Genomic DNA, 17945 nt, shown 5'->3' on the forward strand with positions numbered 1-17945 from the left:
ATTGTCTTGTGTGTGATCACAAGCCAATACCACGCAAGGCAGAGCCTTGCAGTATGCGTTCCCAGGCGGAGCCTGGGAACGAGAAGTTTTTTGCAGTATGCGTTCCCAGGCGGAGCCTGGGAACGAGAAGTTTTTTTATTGTTTACTGATTTTGAATATGATCTCGTTTTTGCTGACAACCCCGAGTTCCTGCCTTGCTATATTTTCAATAAAAACAAGGTCATTTTTTAATCGCTCTATTGAATGATATAAAGAGATGTTTTCCTGCACGAGCATTTCGTTTTTGTCCTTCAGACCGTCTCTGGCTTTTTTAAGCATATTGAGGTCGGCAAGGCCCTTGTCACCGAATATAATAAGCAGAAACAGGCAAAACAACGCTGCGATTGCAGAAGTTACCAGCATATTTTGTTTTAAGTTCAGCATTTTTTCAACCCTTTTTTTGCCATTGTCAGCACTTTTTCAAATTCCTGGCTTTTCGTCAAAAAGGAAAAAAATCCGTAAGCAAGCAAACCGACTGCGATACTTATCACAACCCCTGAAAAAAGATTCAATACTGTTCCGTGTTCTGGCGGGATAATCAGAGATGCCGCACTCCGCACAAAAATTGCCATTAATAATGAACATAACACAGAATTGAAAACGGATTTTAATATGCTTCTCCATTTTAACAAACCGAGTTTTTTTCTTAGCGAGCGGATAAGAAGTCCGAGATTCAGCATTGAAGCCAGTGAGGTGGATAATGCAAGCCCCCCGTGACCCATGGGGATCATCAGAATGATTCCCAGCACCATATTTGCAAAGATGGATATGACAGCGATTTTTGTAGGGGTTTTTGTATCCTGCAACGCGTAAAACGTGGAAACTACGATGCGAACTGCTGAAAACGCCCAGAGTCCCACACTGTAATACAACAGCGCATAAGCGGTCATGCGCGTTGTTTCAATATCAAACGCCCCTCTTTTAAATAACAGCGCCACAATCGGTTCTCTTAAAACAATAAGACCTGCCATGGAAGGAATAGTGATAAAGGAAACCAGTTTCATGGCATAGCCGAATGTATCTCTGACAGCCTCAAAATCCTTTGCAGCCGCCTGCCTGGACAGACTCGGCAGAACAGCCGTGGCTGTGGCAATGGCAAAAATCCCCAGGGGAAACTGCACCAGCCGGTCCGCATAATAAAGATAGGAGACACTTCCTTCGGGCAGCAAAGAGGCAAGCAGGGTTCCGATGAGAATGTTCAACTGATAAACCGAAGCACCGAACACAGCCGGGAGCATCAGGGTTCCCACTTTTTTTATTCCAGGATGGTAAAAGCTTGCTTTTTGCCAGAAATAAAGCCCTTTTTTTATCAGAAACGGCAACTGAAGCCCGAGCTGCAAAAACCCTCCGATAAGAACACCGATGGCAAGCCCTGTTACCGGTTCAGCCATATAAGGCGCAATAAAAAACGCAGAAAAGATCAGTGCAAGATTCAGAAACACCGGCGCGAGGGCAGGTGCGGCAAAATGGCCGAGCGTATTAAGAATTCCCATGCAAAGGGCCACAAGGCAGATAAAAAAAATGTAAGGGAACATGATACGGGTGAGCGTGACTGTCAGAGAAAATTTTTCAGGCGAATCCGTAAAACCCGGCGCGATCACCTGTATGATGATGGGAGCCAGCAGAATCCCTAAAATGACCATGACAACCAGAATGGCGGACAACAGCCTTATGGCGGACCGTGCCAGATGAAAAGCCTCATCTTTCCCCTGGTTGGTAAGATATTCGGTAAAAACGGGGATAAATGCAATGCTCAGGGACCCTTCGGCAAAAAGCCGTCTTAACAGGTTAGGAATTCTGAACGCCACAAAAAAGGCATCCGAACTCAGCCCGGCTCCGAAGAACCAGGCAATGACAACATCTCTTATAAAACCGAAAATGCGGCTCAGAAATGTTGCCGAACCGACAATACCGGCCGCTTTTGTCATACGGGAATTTTCAGACATAATTTGTAATTTGTGGTTTGCAAGTTGTGATTTGTGATTTGTAATTTGTGGTTTGCAAGTTGTGATTTGTAATTTGTGATTTGTAATTTGTGATTTGTAATTTGTGATTTGTAATTTGTAATTTGTAATTTGTGATTTGTAATTTGTAATTTGTAATTTGTAATTAGGTTCTCTCCCTCGTGTTAAGATTTTGCAACAATTGCACTTTCAAGTTTTGCGGCACCGGCAGCAGCTCCGAGCAGTTCTTTGTTATCAGGTGTCCACGCGTTGAGGACCCTGAAAGCAGCCGTGCCTTCGAGTGCTTTTGGGGGAATGTTTTTTACACAGCCCTCTTCAGAAGACGCTGCAATTCGGAGATATCTGTCATAGCGAGTTCGACCTTGAAAACCGATTGAAAGTATTGCCTGACGCTTTTCCGTACTTGTTTCATAGACACACTTTGCAAAAGCTCCTGCTCCAGCGTTGTTACGCCTATGCCATGCAAACCGCACGGATTTATCCATCCAAAAGGTTCCAAAGAAAGATTCACATTAAACGCAAACCCATGAAAGCAAATCCCCCGGCGGACCGCAATCCCGATGCTGCCCAGCTTGTTATTGCTCACCCATACGCCCCGGTTCATGGGATTGCGTTCAGCCTGCACACCAAAATCCGCAGCCGTGCGAATCATGACCTCCTCCAATTTTTCCACATAATCCGTGACACTCAGCCTGGCCCCTTGCAGGTTTATGATAGGATATCCCACAAGCTGGCCAGGCCCGTGAAAAGTGATATTACCGCCCCGCTCCGCATGAAACACCGGAATACCTGATTCTTTCAGAAAAGCTTCAGACACAATCAGATTTTCAAGACCTCCCCTTCGGCCCAGAGTGAACACCGGAAGATGCTCTAACAGCAAGACAACATCACGCTCAAGCCTGCCGTCCCTTCTCGCAGCCACAAGCTCAACCTGCAAATCCCAAGCTTCCCCATATTCAATAACAGGCATTTCCGCACAGAGCCAAATTTCAAATTTCGAGTTTCCAGTTTCCAGTTTCAAGTTTCCAGTTTCCAGTTTCCAGTTTCCAGTTTCCAGTTTCCAGTTTCAAGTTTCCAGTTTCAAGTTTCCAGTTTCCAGTTTCACCCCATAAGACACGGATGCCGTGCGGCTGTAGTTTCATCCAGCCGTCTGACTTTCGGGCTTGTGGGGGCTTCGTGCAGTTGATCGGGATTTGTTTTGGCCTCTTCTGCAATGGTCTTAAACGTTTCAATAAAAAGGTCAAGATTTTCTTTGGATTCAGTTTCCGTAGGCTCCACCATAATTGCACCGTGGACAACCAGCGGAAAATAGATGGTGGGCGGATGAAATCCGTAATCCATGAGGCGTTTTGCCATATCCAGGGTGGTGACTTTCTGAGCAGCCTGATTTTTATCGGAAAACACGCATTCATGCATACAAGGTCTGTCATAAGGAAGATACAAAACTCCCTTTAATTTTTCTTTGATATAATTGGCGTTTAACACCGCCAACTGACTTACCTTTTTCAAATCCGCCCCCATGCTCAGAATATAGCTGTAAGCCTTTATCAGCACCCCGAAATTTCCGTAAAATCCGTGCAGTTTTCCCACAGATTGCGGAAAATCTTCAGAAAGAATATATTTTCCATTCTTCTCCATCACACGGGGAACCGGGAGAAAAGGCTCCAGATGCTTTTTCACGCACACCGGACCGGCTCCCGGGCCTCCGCCGCCATGGGGGGTTGAAAATGTTTTATGGAGATTCAGATGCAAGACATCAACGCCAATATCGCCCATATTGACGATCCCCATGAGTGCGTTCATATTTGCCCCGTCGCAATAGATCAGCCCGTCTTTTCCGTGAACGATCTCAGCAATTTTTTTAATGTTTTCTTCAAAAAGACCGAGGGTGTTGGGATTCGTGACCATGATTCCCGCTGTGTCTTCATCCATAAGTTCAGCAACCGTTTCAGCAGAAAGTATGCCCTGGTCATTGGATTTCACCGGAACGGATTTGAAACCGCAGAGGGTGGCACTGGCCGGATTTGTCCCATGAGCCGTGTCCGGAATAAGAATTTTTGAACGACGTGATCCCTTACTTTTGTGATACGCGTAAAAAACGAGCATTCCGGTAAGCTCGCCGTGGGCACCGGCCGCAGGTTGGAGAGAAACCGAGTCCATGCCGGTGATTTCCGCCAGAAGCTCCTCAAGCTCAGACATCATTTTCAGGGTTCCCTGAGACAGTTCCGGGGGGAGAAGCGGATGCGCATCGGCAAATCCCCGAAGATTCGCCTGATTTTCATTGGTTTTCGGGTTATACTTCATGGTGCATGAACCCAGCGGATACATACCGCTGTCAACTGAGAAATTCCACTGGGAGAGCCGGGTGTAATGGCGGATGACATCAACCTCGCTCAGATCAGGAAAGTCCGGCCCCTCGCCCATGAGTGAAGGATCCGGGGAAGCAGGAGGAACATCCTGCCGGGGCAGAGAAAAACCAATTCTCCCTTTTTTTCCCTTTTCCCAGAGCAAAGGTTCATTCAGTATCAGACCTGTGGTGCCGACAGTTTCTTTCATAATTTCACCTCCGACGAATAATTGAGAATTGAGAATTAAAAATCAAAAATTGAGAATTCTTAATTCTTAATTTTCAATTCCCCAACAAGCTCATCCATGTCTTCCTTGGAGCGGGTTTCTGTCACGCATAAAAGATAGTGATTCGCCAATTCAGGATAATAGGTTCCCAAGGAAAGGCCGGCAACAATTTTTTTACCCAGTAACCGCTTGTAGGCTGCCTCAGATTTGCCCGGGAATTCCACCACAAATTCATTAAATGTGGGGCTGACAAAGCTTATTTTGAATCCTGCTTTTTTCAATTCTGCTTTGAGATACTCAGCTTTGTCATAGTTGAGTTTGGCAAGTTCTCTCATACCTGTGCCGCCGACAGAGGCCATGTACATTGCCGCCGTGGTCGCACAAAGCCCCTGGTTGGAGCAAATGTTGGACGTGGCTTTTTCCCGGCGAATGTGCTGTTCACGCGTGGCAAGGGTCAGAACAAACCCTCTTTTTCCGTCCTTGTCTTTGGTCTGACCGATCAGACGCCCCGGCATGTTTCGCATGTACTGCTTTTTGGTGGCGAACATCCCGAGCCCGGGGCCGCCAAAGGAGCGAGGAATACCGAGACTCTGACCTTCGCCGCATACAATATCCGCGCCCTGACTCCCGGGAGTTTTAAAAAGTCCGTAAGCAAGGGGTTCTGTAAAGCTCGTGACAAACAGGGCTTTTTGTTTATGCGCGTGTTCTCCGATGATCTTCAAATCTTCAACACAGCCGAAAAAATTGGGAGATTGGACTGCGACGGCTGCAAGGTCATTCATATTGGCCAGATTTGAAATATCTGTTCTGCCATTTTTGAGATAAGGAAGTTCAACAATTTCATAATCCGTGGGCGCGAAATAGGTCTGAACCACGCGGCGATACAGAGGATGAATCAGGCTTGAAACCGCGACTTTTTTCTGACGACGGCTGATGCGAATCGCCATGAGCAATGCCTCGGCCAGGGCAGACGCGCCATCATACATGGACGCATTTGCCACTTCCATGCCTAAAAGCAGGCACGCGAGGGTCTGATATTCATAAATGGCCTGGAGTGTTCCTTGGCTGATTTCCGGCTGATAAGGGGTATAGGCTGTTGAAAATTCAGACCGGCCCAGGAGGTAACTGACTGACGCGGGAATATAATGCTCATAGCTGCCTGCCCCCATGAACACCTTATATTCCGGGGAGACTGCCATGATATGTGCCAGATTGCCCATATGATCGTTCAGTTCCCATTCTGTGAGAGGTTCCGGCAGACTGAGCGCATTCTTTCGGCGGCAATCTTCAGGGATGGCTGAGAAGATATCCTCGAGACTTTTCGCGCCTACCTCCTTCAGCATTGAAGCAATATCGTCTTCTGTGTGAGGTAAATATCTCATATTATAATCCTTTCATCATTTTTAAGTTAGACAAAAAGACACATTTAAGACTCAGGTTGTTACAATCCCCTGAGCATGCCGAGATAATCCGCTTTAGACTTGAGACTGTCCATTTCAGCAGAATCATCAGATATGATCTCAATCATCCAGCCGCGTCCGTAGGGGTCCTCATTTACCTGTTCGGGTGCGTCCGCAAGTTCCTCATTTATCGAAACAACCTCTCCGCTGACAGGCATATATATCTCGGAAACCGCTTTTACAGATTCCACAGTTCCGAATTCCTCTCCTTTTGCAAACGTCTCACCTAATTCGGGCAATTCCACGAATACGATATCTCCGAGCTGATCCTGAGCGTAGTCAGTAATGCCGATCTTTACCTTGTCTCCGTCGGATTTGGCCCATTCATGATCATCAGTATAACGCAACCCATCAGGAAAATTTAACTCATTGATTTCTTTCATGCCCTCTCCTCTTTTAAAATTATCATAATCAGGAAAAAAACCTTCAGCGATCTCGTTCCCACGCTTTGCGTGGGAATGCAGAGCGGACGCTTCGCGTCCTGATTTCACCTGCTGTCCGGGACACGAAGTATTGGAACGAGGATATATGTGAATTTTCTATTCGTTAAATATGGCATAGCTGATCTGATTTGTCAATAAATTAGTATGAATTCCCCGGAATTTCGAATTTTTTTTCTTTATAATAAAGTAGGTTATCAGTTTCTAAGGAATTCTCCTGATGTTTGTTAAGAGAACTTCTAATGCTGATTACATCAACTTGCTTGACGAAACTTCTCTGATCAGATATAGATATAACTTGTTATTGCAGAGCCGGGAACGGAGATTATTCGTTTCCAGGCATCATCTTAGGAATAATTTACCCAAATGTAGAATGTAGGGTGGGTGTAGCGAAGCGAAACCCACCGTCTGTGCTTAAAAATGGTAATGCGATAATGAAATACACAACAACGTCAGAGGATGCAGAATATCTTATTATTTCAAATATAAATGTACGGATAAGCATAGGCTTTTTCATTGTCTTTCTATTAATACCGATAAGTGTTTTTGCGGAAAAAATGTCTTTTGTAACCAGCGGCATGTCACCGCCTTTAGTCTATAAGGACAAAGATAAATTAAAAGGCATGGATCTGGATGTTATCGTTGAGTTCTGCAAACAGAATGGAATCAGACATGAATTTAAAGCGTTTCCTTGGAAAAGAGCCCTGATGAATATAAAAGAGGGGGAAGCGGATGGAATTTTTACACTGTTTCGAACCAAAGAACGGGAAGAATTCCTTTATTATCCTTCCGTTCCCATTAACACTGTTAAAACTGTAATATGGGCTCGGAAAGAAAGCGGAATAAAGATCAGGGAACTTAACGATTTGAAAAGCCATTCATTAGGCGTCATTGCCGGATACAAATATGGTTCGCAATTTGATAATCTTAAAGAATTGAAAAAAACATTTTGCGATACCAAAGAACAACTGATAAAGATGCTTAACAAACAACGGTTTGACTTAGCAGCAGATTCTGAAGCATGTTTCAAATTTATGTGTAAAAAGATCGGTCTTGAACAGAGCAAATTTGAGATCGTTTATGTACTCACTCAAAATCCTGTATATTTTGCTTTTTCAAAGTCTCTTGGTGAGCGAGGAGCAGTTCTTGCAGAGAAATTCAGTCAGTTTATGAAGTTATTACAAGAAAACGGGGCATTAGAACAAATCAGAAATCATTATTATCAACCCGATAACCAAGCTTTCTGATCCGACCCGGCCGGCCTCTTTGGCATTCCTGCGAAAGCAGGAATGACTGAAAAACTTGATTATCAAGTATCGAGTAAATCGAAAAGTTTCCGGGCTGTCACAGAGCGGGCACGACGGACGTGGGAGAAACCCGGCTTTTTCCGGCCGGGGAGAGTCTCTGTCCAGGAAAAAAAGCCGGTTTTTTTTGCAGTCCCGCACACAGGCCGGAAACTTTTCGATCTGCTGAGTATAAATAAATGTAAAAAGCACCATAACCATGAGATGATAAATCCGAATTATCGGTATTGGACATAACTATTTAATATTTATCAGTATTATTTGGTTAAGGATCATCCTTTTATGAAAATCTCACCTGAGCAAATTATCTTTCACCCGATGTTCAAATTTTTTTCTGTCATTCCTGCGAAAGCAGGAATCCACCGCTCGCCGGAACACTACATCGGCCCAAAAACAGATTCCTGCTTTCGCAGGAATGACAAACTTTTAGCTTTTCTGATTATAACGGATTTAGGGGATGGCGGGAAAGCCCCGCAGGGACGGCATATTTGCAGCAAATCATGTTGCGAATATGCCGCGGGGCCTGCAAACCTGCTGCTACAAATATGCCGGCCCTGCGAGGCTTGGTCAGCCCTTCCCTAAATCCGTTATAATCAGACAATATAGAACAAATTTGCAATTTGTTCAGGCACAATTTGAAAAATTCTGCTGTAAACAACCCGAATATTATTTATCAGATTAAGCAGTTAGGAAAGCGTCCGCTAACAAGAAAAACCTAATCCTGTGCTAATCGTGGTGTGACATTAAGAAACAGCAAATTTGAGGGTTTCGTTTTGACACTAACTACCTAAATGAGTGATCAGTTGTCAGATATTACCAGATAAGCGTTTTCATAGCTGGTATCTTTTCACCTGCCGGGCAGAATGTTTGTTCCGTCACAACATCCTGAAACAGTATGGCTGAAACCTGAAAACTGATGGCTCAATAAAAAGGAGGAGAAAATGGCACACGAAGCTTCGGGCAGGACGGATCTGTTCAGCCGTCTGATTCATGACACAGACATATCCATTGCCGCATTAGACAGCAAAACCAAAGTTGTAACAAATGAACAACTGGATACATTTAAACAGAAATTTGAAGAAGCAGAGCAGATTAAAGATGAAAAACAGCGCGATGCCCGGATGAAAGTCCTTGAGGCGGATTTCTCAAAATTAAGAAAAGCCGTCCGGGAGGAAGAAACAGATCTGGCGAATGCCGTACTTGGTCTTAACGCCATTATTGAATCACTGGGAGGCGAGTATAATGAATTGCAAACCATGTCTCCGGAAGAAGAGGAACTGGTCAGAAAAGCGGAAGAAAAGCTTGGGGACGCCAAAAGAAAACTGGAAAAGGCAAAGGGGAAATGGAAGTTTCTCGGCAGAGACAGATCCGTAGCAAAGGCCAAGGCAGAGATCAAAGCAGTGGAACAGGAAGTGGCAGAAGCTGCTGCAGAAGCAAGACGGCTGGCACGGGAAAGGCTGATGAAACATAACATGGAGCAGAGCCTCCAGGAATTTATGTACAAAGTCGAAAAAACCATTGTCATCATCGAGCATCGGGTGGAAGATATCAAAGCCCAGCTTGCCAGTGTGTCTGCCCGAAAAGAAGAAGCGTTCAGAATTAAAGAGGAAGCTGCCAAAGCCCTTGAGAAACTTGATAATGACCTGAACGGACTTGAATCCGAACTTTCCAGGGAAGAGGAGCTTCTGGAAACCTTTGTCAACGGAACCCCTGAACATACCCAGCAGTCCCAGAAGGTTTCAGATATGAGAGCGCAGGTTGAAGATATACGCGGACGCCGCAATAACGCATTTGTACTTTTTCAGTCAAAGGAGAAATTTGCGGCCGAACTTGAAATCCATGAGCGGACCCAGATGAAGCTGCGGGATAATCATCGGATGTGGATTACGTCTCTGCGCTCTGATACCGAGGAGCGGGTCGTGACCTTCAAATCCCGTCTGGAAGCAATGAAAGCAATGGCGGATCAGGATGTCGCCAAACAGCTTGACAATATCGGTGCTGAAATTGACCAGTCAAACGTGGAATACATGGCAGCCAGCGGATACGCAAGTGACCGGGTGAGAATGGAGAAGATTGAGAAACATCCTGACCGGATAGCCAAAATCGCCAAAGTGCAGGCTGCCCAGGCAGAAGCCATCCAAAAAATCCGAATGAGAGAGAACAAGGCCATTGAAGCGTTTAAAGATATGTATGGGATTGATCCTACGGAATCGTCCTTTTTCCATTATGAAGAGTAAAATCGGGAATCGGGGATTGAGAATTGGAAATTACAAGGAAAAAGGATAAGAAAAGGAAGGACGGCTCTTTCCCTTTCTTATCTGCTTTCCTTGTACTTTTTTAGGAGAATAATCATGGAAACAAAAACCGTTTTCAAACCCTTGCAGGGGCAGGATGAATATACCCGTTACTTTAATCATTTATGCAGTGTTTTCGAAAACATGCTTGAACTTTTCAAAGTCAGGGCAGATAAAAAAGACACACGGCACCATGAGTCTGTGGTGATGTCAGATTTTCTTTCCAAAATGCTTTATACCACAGAGGCGTTAAGAAGAAAATACACATATAATCCGAGCCACACACTCAAAATTGACCTGTCTGATTCTGGTTTGCCAAGTTTTTTCAATGTGAACAACCTGACCACGGATCTGCTGAACAGAGAAAAACGCCTTGAAGAACTGCCCACCATGCAGGCATTAAAGCAGGAACTGCTTGATTTCATGTTTAAATATAAAACTGAACCAAATGAACTCCTGCGCCGGGCAAGCGAGGGGTCTTATTATAAAATGCTTGATCAGGACAAGCTTTTGCTTACGTTTACCCCGGGATCGCTCAGAAAGATGAAAAAGGAAAAGAAAAGATTCAGAACCTATACATTTTCATGGGCATGTTATGATTTTGCGACCAACAGGCCCTATATTCATATCATGATGTTTGATCAGGATACCGCGTCAATCCCTCTGGAAGAACATCGTTTTAATTATACGCAGTTTCTTGAAACTGTTCGGGCCGAAGGATCAAGAGCGCCCGGTATCGGCATACTTGCGCTGGGCATGGACGGCAGTCTGAAGGATATCCATCCCAAGATAATCAAACGGATATGTGTAGGCCCGATTTGCTCAAAACATTTTTCCGAGGAACCTGAAAAATTGTGCAGCTTATTAACTCGGAACGGAGAAAATGAAGATGATTTTATCCTGCTGTTTGATGAAGATGTTATTCTTTCCAGGGATCAGACAGTATCAAAAAGCGTTTTTTCCTTTGGTCAGGTCAGGGAGACATTTTACATTCCCGAGGCGGACACTGAATGCTACGACCGTAAAGCATCAAAGATACACAAGCATATGCTGGTGCCTCATCGTGTGTTACAGCATATGGATTTCAAAGGGGATTTCAGGGAATACAGCGATCATGAAATCATAACCTATGACAAAGAGGGAGGAATTTATGTCAACTGATACGTCGTCATATCTTCCCATAGATGAAATTCAGCTCGGCAAATTTACGGAAAAGGCGAATTATCTTCTGACAAGAGTAAAATGGTCACCCGGAGCCAGCCTGTTCGAGAAAAAGGAAAAAAGCATCAGTAAATGGCGTGAATCCTCTGTCCGGCAGGCGGTTACCGAAGAACTTTCACTTATTAAGATCGCAAAAATCATCAGCAATGATCCGTTGCTGCTGACTGAATCCGTGAACCATGTGCTGACTGTTCTGCGTCAGGGACTGAGGATCGGAATGCACATGTCCGCGCTCTATACAAAGTTCTCCGGACTGGAATCGCTTGCCGCCCTGAATGCCAAACGCGGATTATCAGAAAGCCAGAAAACAGAATTCAGAGAAAAATATCGGACTGCGTCCGCGGTGGGTGTTTTTGCGTCCGCGTATCATGTTGTGTGGGAAATTTGCAAATATCGCACCGAGGATGTCAGCAGCGTAACCATCCGCTTCGAAGGCGTGCCCGAGATGAATCTGACTTCTCCGGTTCGGGCCTTTGACTGCATGATTTACTATTGTGCGGCTTATCTGGAAAAATCCGGGGTTGTGCATACGGAACTCGATTTTATCAAAATGACCTTATTGTATTTTGAGGGGATCATTGATGAAATCAAAAACCGTGAGACTTCATTTAAGTACTGCGAAACATTTACGGAAAAAAGTTATAAGCTTGTTGGCAGCGACTTCTGCATCACCGGATTCGAGGCGATGACAGAAGCTCACGCGGCCGGTGTCGAGTTTAACCGCGTGGAACTGAGCCACATCGTGGGAAACCGGGATGCAAAGCATAAGGCGAGGCGTCTGGCGGAACGCCTGCTCTGCTATGATAAGGAAACCAAAAGAAATCCCATGCACGACCTCGGAGGCTTGCCCTTCCTGAGAATGGGACATGGAGAACCAGGAACCGGAAAGAGCCTTCAGATTTCAGCCACGGCCACCATGCTCCATGATTTGTGCGAACTGATCGGTCTGCCTTTTTTGTTCTGGCCCATGCCGGACAATCTGATATCCACGTTTCAGGGCGGTTCCGGAGAACGCACCATCGAATGGATGAAGCCGCTGAGAGATTCGGGGAAGATCGTGTATGCCCCGGTGGATGACGCGGAGAACAATTTGGAAGATCGTACCCGTCAGGGGGTTTCCGCGGGTGTCAGGGAAGTTGTCAGCGTATTCCTGAGAAATACCGAGGGTGCGTATGCGGTGAATCACGGCAATTCAGTCATCGAACTCTTCACGAACCTGCCGGAGCAGTTGGACAAGGCGGTTCTGTCCCGGATTATGGATCGGTTTTACATCGGCGGGGCTATGACGCGGGAGGATTTTCTTGATCAGGATTTTCTCTGGTGGAAGCGATTTAAAGCTATTGATCCGGATTTTATCAATTTAACGGATCCGAAGGATTATAAATTTTTAAGCAGACAAAAACTCACCAAGAGTATTTCACAGATCTATGAATCCCTTGACAAGCCTTCTGAGGAACGAATCCGGGGTGTTTTTGACAAGGTTTCCCGTAAATACAACCCCACTGAACACGACTTTTTCGCACATTTCTTTTATGCTGTCAAACAGGAATACCCGTTTTTTACTTCCCGTGATGTGCGTAATATTCAGGCTGCGGTAAACGAACGGATCATGGATTTTGATTTTGATCCTCAGTGGCTCGATGATCCGGCCATGTTTTTTTTAAAAGACTATGACTCTAAAAAACAGATGATCCTCGAGTTAATGAAGGAAAACATGAAAGGGCTTTCATTCGCCGAAATTCGCCTTCAGGAGACTGTCCGCTATCTTGACAGCCTTTCAAAAATTGTTTTTGCAGAAGAAGACAGAAAACTGAATGAAATGGTTTCCCAAATGCTGCTTCAGGAGAAAGCCATGAGACGGGTGAACAAAAAATTGAAAATTGAAAATTGAAAATTGAAAATTGAAAAACGTAGGGTGGGTGGAGCGAAGCGTAACCCACCGTTACACCATTTGTAATATGGTGGGTTGCGCTTCGCTCCACCCACCCTACAAAGGCTACAAAATTTTGAATTTCAAATTACAGAGGAGGGATATGACTGATGGCCGTCACGACTGATAAGTCCGAGCGCCCGCGTTCAGAGACTTCCGAATCAGAACCGCGTGAACGCGAAACTCCGAAACTTTTTAACGAATATGAGATACATCTCAGGGGAAAGTACGGTACAATGAAAACACTCAGGCAGGAGGGGCTTTTCGGAGAAGGACTGGTTTCCATAAATACGCCCTTGCTGGTTAATCGCTATAACGCCTGTCTGGAAGACATCGGCATTGAGCCGACTCGCCTCAGGTTTTTTTCTATTGACGGCATTGGCTGGAGTCCCGAGGTGGCAGCCGAGAAAAGGGATAATTTTTATCTTTCACATGGCGGAGCAAATCAGTTTGCAATTATCCTGACGCCCAAACAGTATAAAAAACCGGTTTATTTTCCGTTTTATTCCTTCACCCGAAATCTGATGAAGAAAATATTTGATGAGTATATGAGGCAGATTGTTGATATCACAGGGCAGACCGCAATATGGCTCGATATTGATCAGGAGCTTTCTCATTATCTGAACCCTCTTGACCTTCTCATGGTGGACTCGATTGTGGTGCATGTGTTCACGGTCAATGATATAATTCAGGCTGCGGAAAAACAGCGTGAATTAACCCGCCGGTTTATGAGTACTGATGACTGGTTTGATTCTGAATTAAGAGGGCAGATTATTGAGAGCGCAAAAGCGCACGGAGATCTGAGATTTCGCAGCGTGGTGATTCCCGACATTCCGTTCAATGACACCCGATGTTTTTATACCATGGCATTTGACGGCATTTATCTTTTCCGGGATGTTCTTCAGCATGAAAAATCCATGCTCATACTGGAGAATGAGGAACTGATAAAGGAATTCGGCGAAGACATGGGAGGCATATTTTCAGTCTCAGCATCTGTTCTTCCCACACGTCTTATATTTGAGGGGCTGGCGAGATTTGATATGAGATATTATCATAAAAACCCTGATGCGTTGGATATCAAGCGTGAATGTATGTTTGTGGATATTTTGTCAGAGCATTACCCGGAACTCAGGTATGACAAACTGAATATGGGGCAGAAGAAAAAATTTGTCCGCCAACTGAAGCATTATCTGCCAAAAGAATTTTTTGAGCTGGAACGCCTGGCAAGACAGATAAGGAGCGGACAAGTGCCGCGTGAGAATCTGTCTTATAAAATGATAAAAATTTTAATGTATCCGAATCCGGATTTGCCCCTGTCTGTTCAGGACGTTTTATGGCAGCTTATCACCGAGACAGAGCCGCTGGATATTGTTTCGCTTTATACATATAATAAGAGCAGGTTTTTTTCGCTTTATGAGGAATGGCCCCGGACCAAGAGAAACTGGGCTGTGGAACTGCTCAGATGCCATTATGTTCCTCGGATGAGTGAATGAGAAATTCGTGCAGTGCAACCTGATGAACTTGAAAAATTCGCTAACAACTGGTTATGTCAAACAAAATGAATGTGTTTCATTATGTCCGGGCTTTACAGCCCTGACATTGATCCCAACCCATCAGGGAACTCCGAATAAATAATTATATCCCACTCGGGAACATTTGGAACTCCCTTATATGCCAAAGGAATAATTTTATGAGGAGCGTTCCCGGAAACTGGCTTGAGACGCCGGATACTCAGCAGATGCTTGCAGGAGTAGCCAGTTCTGTCATGAAGTATGTGGTTTCAAAAAGCCTCTCTCCCAGTTTTCTTGGCCAGGATGCCAGGCATTACGACTCAGGCGATGATTTCTCAGAAGATATTCGCTCGGAACTCGTGCTTTTTATTCTCGAACATCAGTCAGGGATTCAGAAAATATTCACCTCAGGGAACAAAAACTGTCACCAGTACCTCAAAAGAGCCTTTATCAACTACTGGATAGAAAAAACCCGAAAGCCGCTGAAAGATCCCCGGCGGTACTTGTATAAACACGCGGCCGATGTACTCAGAGACTCAGAAAAATTTTACACCTTTGCCAGAAACAACAGGGCATCGGGCTTCAGCATGATAAAAGAATGTATCCCTATACCGCCCCTGTCATCAGAAGACATTCACGAGATAAATTTTCCAGATCATCTCGTTGCAAGGCTTGAGTATGAATCTGTTAATAAAAAAAACACGCTGCTCATGCTGGCGGCGTATTTCTGGAATCAGATTTCCCAAATGTGGGGAAACAAACCTGTCTGTGTTGATCTCAGGGATTTTATCAACTGGATTTGTCTTTATGTCTCTGTAACGCCGCCCATACCTGTGAAGAGACTTACCGGGGGAAAAGACCCCTGGGAACTCACACCGGAACACTGTCAGAAACCGGATGAAATTTATTTTGATCCCGAACTTGTGAGAAAATGGGCGCGGAATTTTGCCAACCGTCTCAGCCAAAAAGAAAAAGCAGTCTTTATTTTGCGTCATGAAGATGATCTCAGTTTAAAGGAGATAGCCAGGAGACTCGGATATAAAGGGAGTTCAGGCCCTAAATATCCGCTGAACCATGCGGAAAACAAACTAAGGTTCTTTTTACGGGACCTTCCCTGGCTGTCCCCAGATGATCTGAATGAAGAAGCATTCTCGTTATTTCGGGACACACTGCTTTTAATTTTGAAACTCGAAACTCAGAACTCAAAACTTGAGAACTGAGAACTTGAAAAGAGAAAACCATGTACAGCCGAAAATTAGCACTGTCTCAGGCCAAACAATATCGTACCTGTCCGCCTCCGTCTGTCGCGGATAATCCGTCTCATAAGAAATATCTGCAACAGCATTTTTCCATTTGCCCTTACTGTTCCGGTCTGGTAATGGAAGACGAGAAAAATTGGAGAGGTTTGACCAAAGAAATCCGGAAACTGTTTCCCGCGACGCTTCCGACACCCAGCCTGAATAAAATATTGCAAGGTCAGCTTAGGTATATCCGATCTGATTTGGGAAGGTGGCGTGAGGGATATTTTTACAATCCGCCCCTGGTTCTTGTATTGGAAGATGTCGGAGAGATTTCAGATGATCTTTGGGTGGCGCAGACGTATCATGATATCTATCTGGCTGGTCCCGGAGACCTGATTTTATCAGCCGAGCAAACAGGGACAGATGAACTTTTTGTGGAATGTTGGAACACTTACCGTTTAAATACCAAAGACCTGGACCCGCCTCTAGGACAAATCAGCCTTGATATCATGGAAGCAATAGAGATATTGAGAGAAGATTCTGATGCCTATCCGGTCTGGGCATTTCAGACAAAACCTTTGACAAATCATGATGTCCGGATTTATTTTCGGGAACTTGAGGCTGAGGTGGCCCGTATTTTCTCATTATGAGATGAACTCGCGGGGAATTTTATTTTTGGAAAATTTTTTATTTTCTGATACTTACCACCTACGGACATTTTGTCAGACCCCATAAGTACCTAATCATAAGTTTTTGATATCTTCCCGAGGAAGAAACCCGGCTTTTTTATCGGAACGATCCGCCGCCCGTGATGGAAAAAGCCGGGGTTCTCCGCTGTTCACAGAAAAAAGATGTATAAAAATTTTTTGATCGGGTACTTACTATCTGATATTTGACACCTTAATCCACTGATATTAAACAAGGAGAAAAAATGAAAGCTGAAGATATTTTATCGAGCGAAGACTTTAAAAAATGTGTTGATTTTCATGGTCATATCTGTCCGGGATTGTCCATTGGCTACCGGGCGTCCAAAACAGGGCTTGACTGGTTAAAAGAAAACCGGGCCTCGGATGAGGAAATTGTCGCTATTGTGGAAACAGACGCGTGTTGCGCGGACGCTGTGCAGGTGATGACCGGATGCACATTTGGAAAAGGAAACTTCATATACAAAGACCACGGCAAAATCGTTTTTACGTTTCTAAGCAGACAGTCAGGAAACGGTGTTCGCATTGCCCTGAAATATGGAGCGTTCAGGCCCGATGACGAACACCTCAGACTGATTGAAAAAAATGTGAATGGCACAGCAACCGATGAAGAACAGGAGCGATTCCGGGAAATTCACTTTCAAAAGAGCTGCGATATTTTGGAGAAACCTTTGGAATCGCTTTTCACAATAAGTTCCACCAACATCCAAATGCCAAAAAAGGCGACAATCGAGCCGTCAAAACCCTGCGACCGTTGCGGTGAACCCACAATGGCTTCCAAACTAAGGCAAGTCAATGGTGAGTCTGTGTGCAGGGACTGCCTGGACTGATGTGCTTCGTTGAAAGCCTCGTTCATTTCCCTCGTCCCCGTGCTTTGCGTGGGAACGAGAATAACGAGAGTAAAGCGTGGGAACGAGAGTAAATATTTAAAAAAAGGATTGTATTTGTATTTTCAATGTGATAAGCAAAAACTTAAGTATCCGGATACAAGTTTTCCCAAATTTGCTTATATCGAAAATTCGCTCTGTGGAATAATTGCCATCGTTCCCCTCGTTCCCACGCAAAGCGTGGGAACAAGAAAACAAGAAATCAGGACGCGAAGCGTCCGGTCTGCATTCCCACGCAAAGCATGGGAACGAGTGGAACGAGAGTAGCGTGAGTAGTGTGGGAACGAGATCGCCGAAGGTTCTTTTCATCTGCTGATAATATCTGATCATAAGTACCTGAGCAGACGTTTTTTTATATACTTTTTTTCCACGAGCC

16 protein-coding genes are annotated in these 17945 nt (G+C 44.8%); 9 read left to right on the plus strand and 7 right to left on the minus strand.

The annotated features are described in order from the left end of the window. Window positions 1–135: 135 nt before the first annotated feature. The 7 genes from dnm_RS15170 to gcvH all read right to left on the minus strand — a co-directional run bounded on the left by dnm_RS15170 (window position 136) and on the right by gcvH (window position 6528). On the minus strand, window positions 136–423 hold the full coding sequence (locus dnm_RS15170) for an FtsB family cell division protein (RefSeq protein WP_207683474.1): 288 nt from the start codon (window positions 421–423) through the stop codon (window positions 136–138). Further along, a complete protein-coding gene (gene murJ, locus dnm_RS15175; protein WP_246556334.1) occupies window positions 417–1967 on the minus strand; it encodes a murein biosynthesis integral membrane protein MurJ in 1551 nt (516 codons plus the stop codon). Before murJ ends, dnm_RS15170 begins: the two co-directional genes overlap by 7 nt. Window positions 1968–2304: 337 nt before the next feature. After that, window positions 2305–3024: a lipoyl(octanoyl) transferase LipB gene (lipB, locus tag dnm_RS15180; RefSeq protein WP_246556335.1), complete on the minus strand. Its 720-nt coding sequence runs from the start codon at window positions 3022–3024 to the stop codon at window positions 2305–2307. After that, window positions 2993–3145, minus strand: coding sequence for a hypothetical protein (locus dnm_RS15185; RefSeq protein WP_207683476.1), 153 nt, complete (start codon window positions 3143–3145; stop codon window positions 2993–2995). Before dnm_RS15185 ends, lipB begins: the two co-directional genes overlap by 32 nt. After that, window positions 3105–4559 carry an aminomethyl-transferring glycine dehydrogenase subunit GcvPB gene (gene gcvPB / locus dnm_RS15190; protein WP_207683477.1) on the minus strand — a complete coding sequence of 485 codons (1455 nt, stop codon included), beginning with the start codon at window positions 4557–4559 and terminating at the stop codon, window positions 3105–3107. The genes dnm_RS15185 and gcvPB overlap by 41 nt, the downstream gene beginning before the upstream one ends. 59 nt (window positions 4560–4618) lie before the next feature. Further along, the gene (gene gcvPA, locus dnm_RS15195) at window positions 4619–5959 is read right to left on the minus strand and encodes an aminomethyl-transferring glycine dehydrogenase subunit GcvPA (protein ID WP_207683478.1); all 1341 of its coding nucleotides are present in this window, start codon (window positions 5957–5959) and stop codon (window positions 4619–4621) included. 59 nt (window positions 5960–6018) lie between these two features. Beyond that, entirely contained in the window at window positions 6019–6528 is a 510-nt protein-coding gene (gene gcvH, locus dnm_RS15200) for a glycine cleavage system protein GcvH (protein ID WP_337833606.1), read from the minus strand. 527 nt (window positions 6529–7055) lie between these two features. Between gcvH and dnm_RS15205 the strand changes: the two genes are divergently transcribed. The 9 genes from dnm_RS15205 to dnm_RS15245 all read left to right on the plus strand — a co-directional run bounded on the left by dnm_RS15205 (window position 7056) and on the right by dnm_RS15245 (window position 17836). After that, window positions 7056–7724 (plus strand): substrate-binding periplasmic protein, encoded by a 669-nt coding sequence (locus tag dnm_RS15205; RefSeq protein WP_276571904.1) that lies wholly within the window; start codon window positions 7056–7058, stop codon window positions 7722–7724. 998 nt (window positions 7725–8722) lie between these two features. Beyond that, window positions 8723–10018, plus strand: coding sequence for a hypothetical protein (locus tag dnm_RS15210; protein ID WP_207683480.1), 1296 nt, complete (start codon window positions 8723–8725; stop codon window positions 10016–10018). A gap of 114 nt (window positions 10019–10132) precedes the next feature. Further along, a complete protein-coding gene (locus dnm_RS15215; RefSeq protein ID WP_207683481.1) occupies window positions 10133–11236 on the plus strand; it encodes a hypothetical protein in 1104 nt (367 codons plus the stop codon). Next, a complete protein-coding gene (locus tag dnm_RS15220; protein ID WP_207683482.1) occupies window positions 11226–13187 on the plus strand; it encodes an AAA family ATPase in 1962 nt (653 codons plus the stop codon). The genes dnm_RS15215 and dnm_RS15220 overlap by 11 nt, the downstream gene beginning before the upstream one ends. Window positions 13188–13336: 149 nt before the next feature. Next, complete coding sequence (locus tag dnm_RS15225; RefSeq protein ID WP_207683483.1) at window positions 13337–14719, plus strand: DUF6638 family protein; 1383 nt, start codon at window positions 13337–13339, stop codon at window positions 14717–14719. Between the two features lie 197 nt (window positions 14720–14916). Beyond that, window positions 14917–15957 carry an RNA polymerase sigma factor gene (locus dnm_RS15230; protein WP_207683484.1) on the plus strand — a complete coding sequence of 347 codons (1041 nt, stop codon included), beginning with the start codon at window positions 14917–14919 and terminating at the stop codon, window positions 15955–15957. Window positions 15958–15977: 20 nt separating this feature from the next. Continuing rightward, window positions 15978–16628 carry a hypothetical protein gene (locus tag dnm_RS15235; RefSeq protein WP_207683485.1) on the plus strand — a complete coding sequence of 217 codons (651 nt, stop codon included), beginning with the start codon at window positions 15978–15980 and terminating at the stop codon, window positions 16626–16628. A gap of 281 nt (window positions 16629–16909) precedes the next feature. Further along, the gene (locus dnm_RS15240; protein ID WP_207683486.1) at window positions 16910–17512 is read left to right on the plus strand and encodes an FmdE family protein; all 603 of its coding nucleotides are present in this window, start codon (window positions 16910–16912) and stop codon (window positions 17510–17512) included. Window positions 17513–17626: 114 nt separating this feature from the next. Continuing rightward, on the plus strand, window positions 17627–17836 hold the full coding sequence (locus dnm_RS15245) for a hypothetical protein (protein WP_207683487.1): 210 nt from the start codon (window positions 17627–17629) through the stop codon (window positions 17834–17836). Window positions 17837–17945: the final 109 nt, after the last annotated feature.

This window comes from Desulfonema magnum, assembly GCF_017377395.1.
GTDB classification, from domain to species: Bacteria; Desulfobacterota; Desulfobacteria; order Desulfobacterales; family 4be13; genus Desulfonema_C; species Desulfonema_C magnum.